Source organism: Algivirga pacifica (genome assembly GCF_039543525.1).
Taxonomy (GTDB): Bacteria; Bacteroidota; Bacteroidia; order Cytophagales; family Flammeovirgaceae; genus Algivirga; species Algivirga pacifica.
The window spans coordinates 1-688 of record NZ_BAABJX010000085.1 but is presented as its reverse complement, the minus strand read 5'-3'; the positions used below and the strand labels follow the sequence as shown (position 1 = coordinate 688).

At 36.9% G+C, this 688-nt stretch carries 2 protein-coding genes; both read left to right on the top strand.

What is annotated here, in order from left to right:
- Positions 1-262: IS1-like element transposase (locus tag ABD985_RS21265; RefSeq protein WP_345375362.1), on the top strand; the 262-nt coding region annotated here is incomplete at its 5' end.
- Positions 255-688: IS1 family transposase (locus tag ABD985_RS21300; protein WP_425550449.1), on the top strand; the 434-nt coding region annotated here is incomplete at its 3' end. The genes ABD985_RS21265 and ABD985_RS21300, both read left to right, overlap by 8 nt.

Below are 688 nucleotides of genomic sequence, written 5' to 3'. Positions count from 1 at the left end.
GTGCGAAAGTACTGATTTAGTTAAAAATGGCCGTTCTTGTTGTGGTAAACAACGCTATCGTTGTAATTCTTGCAAGAAGTATTTCCAGACTGATTATAGTTATAATGCTTGGAAAGCAGGGACTAAAGAACAAATAGATAAAATGACACTCAATGGTAGTGGAGTGCGTGAAATAGGTCGAGTGCTTAACATCGGCAAGGACACGGTTACCGCTCATTTAAAAAAAAGAGCCCTTAAAGGTAAACCCCTACTTAATCGATAAGATCGAGTCTGAACAGTTATCTTGTTTAGACGTAACTGTCTGTTATGATACAGAGTGGGATGAGTTCTGGAGTTACGTTGGGAGTAAAAAAGAGCCACGTTGGACATGGTATTTATTAGATAAAGCCACTGGTTATATCTTGGCATGGGAAAATGGTCGACGACAAAATAAGGTCTTGCGTAAGCTTTTGGATTCTGTTAGTCACCTTCCTATTAGAGTTTGTAATACAGATAATTGGGAAGCGTATAGCAGTTGTTTTCCTCCAGACTATTTGCACATTATAGGCAAAGATGCTACCTGGAAAATTGAAAGGCGAAATCTTAATTTCAGGACACATATAAAACGATTGAACAGGAAAACAATTTGCTTCTCTAAAAATGAGAAGATACACGATAATGTAATAGGAATGTATATCAATAAGTTTTA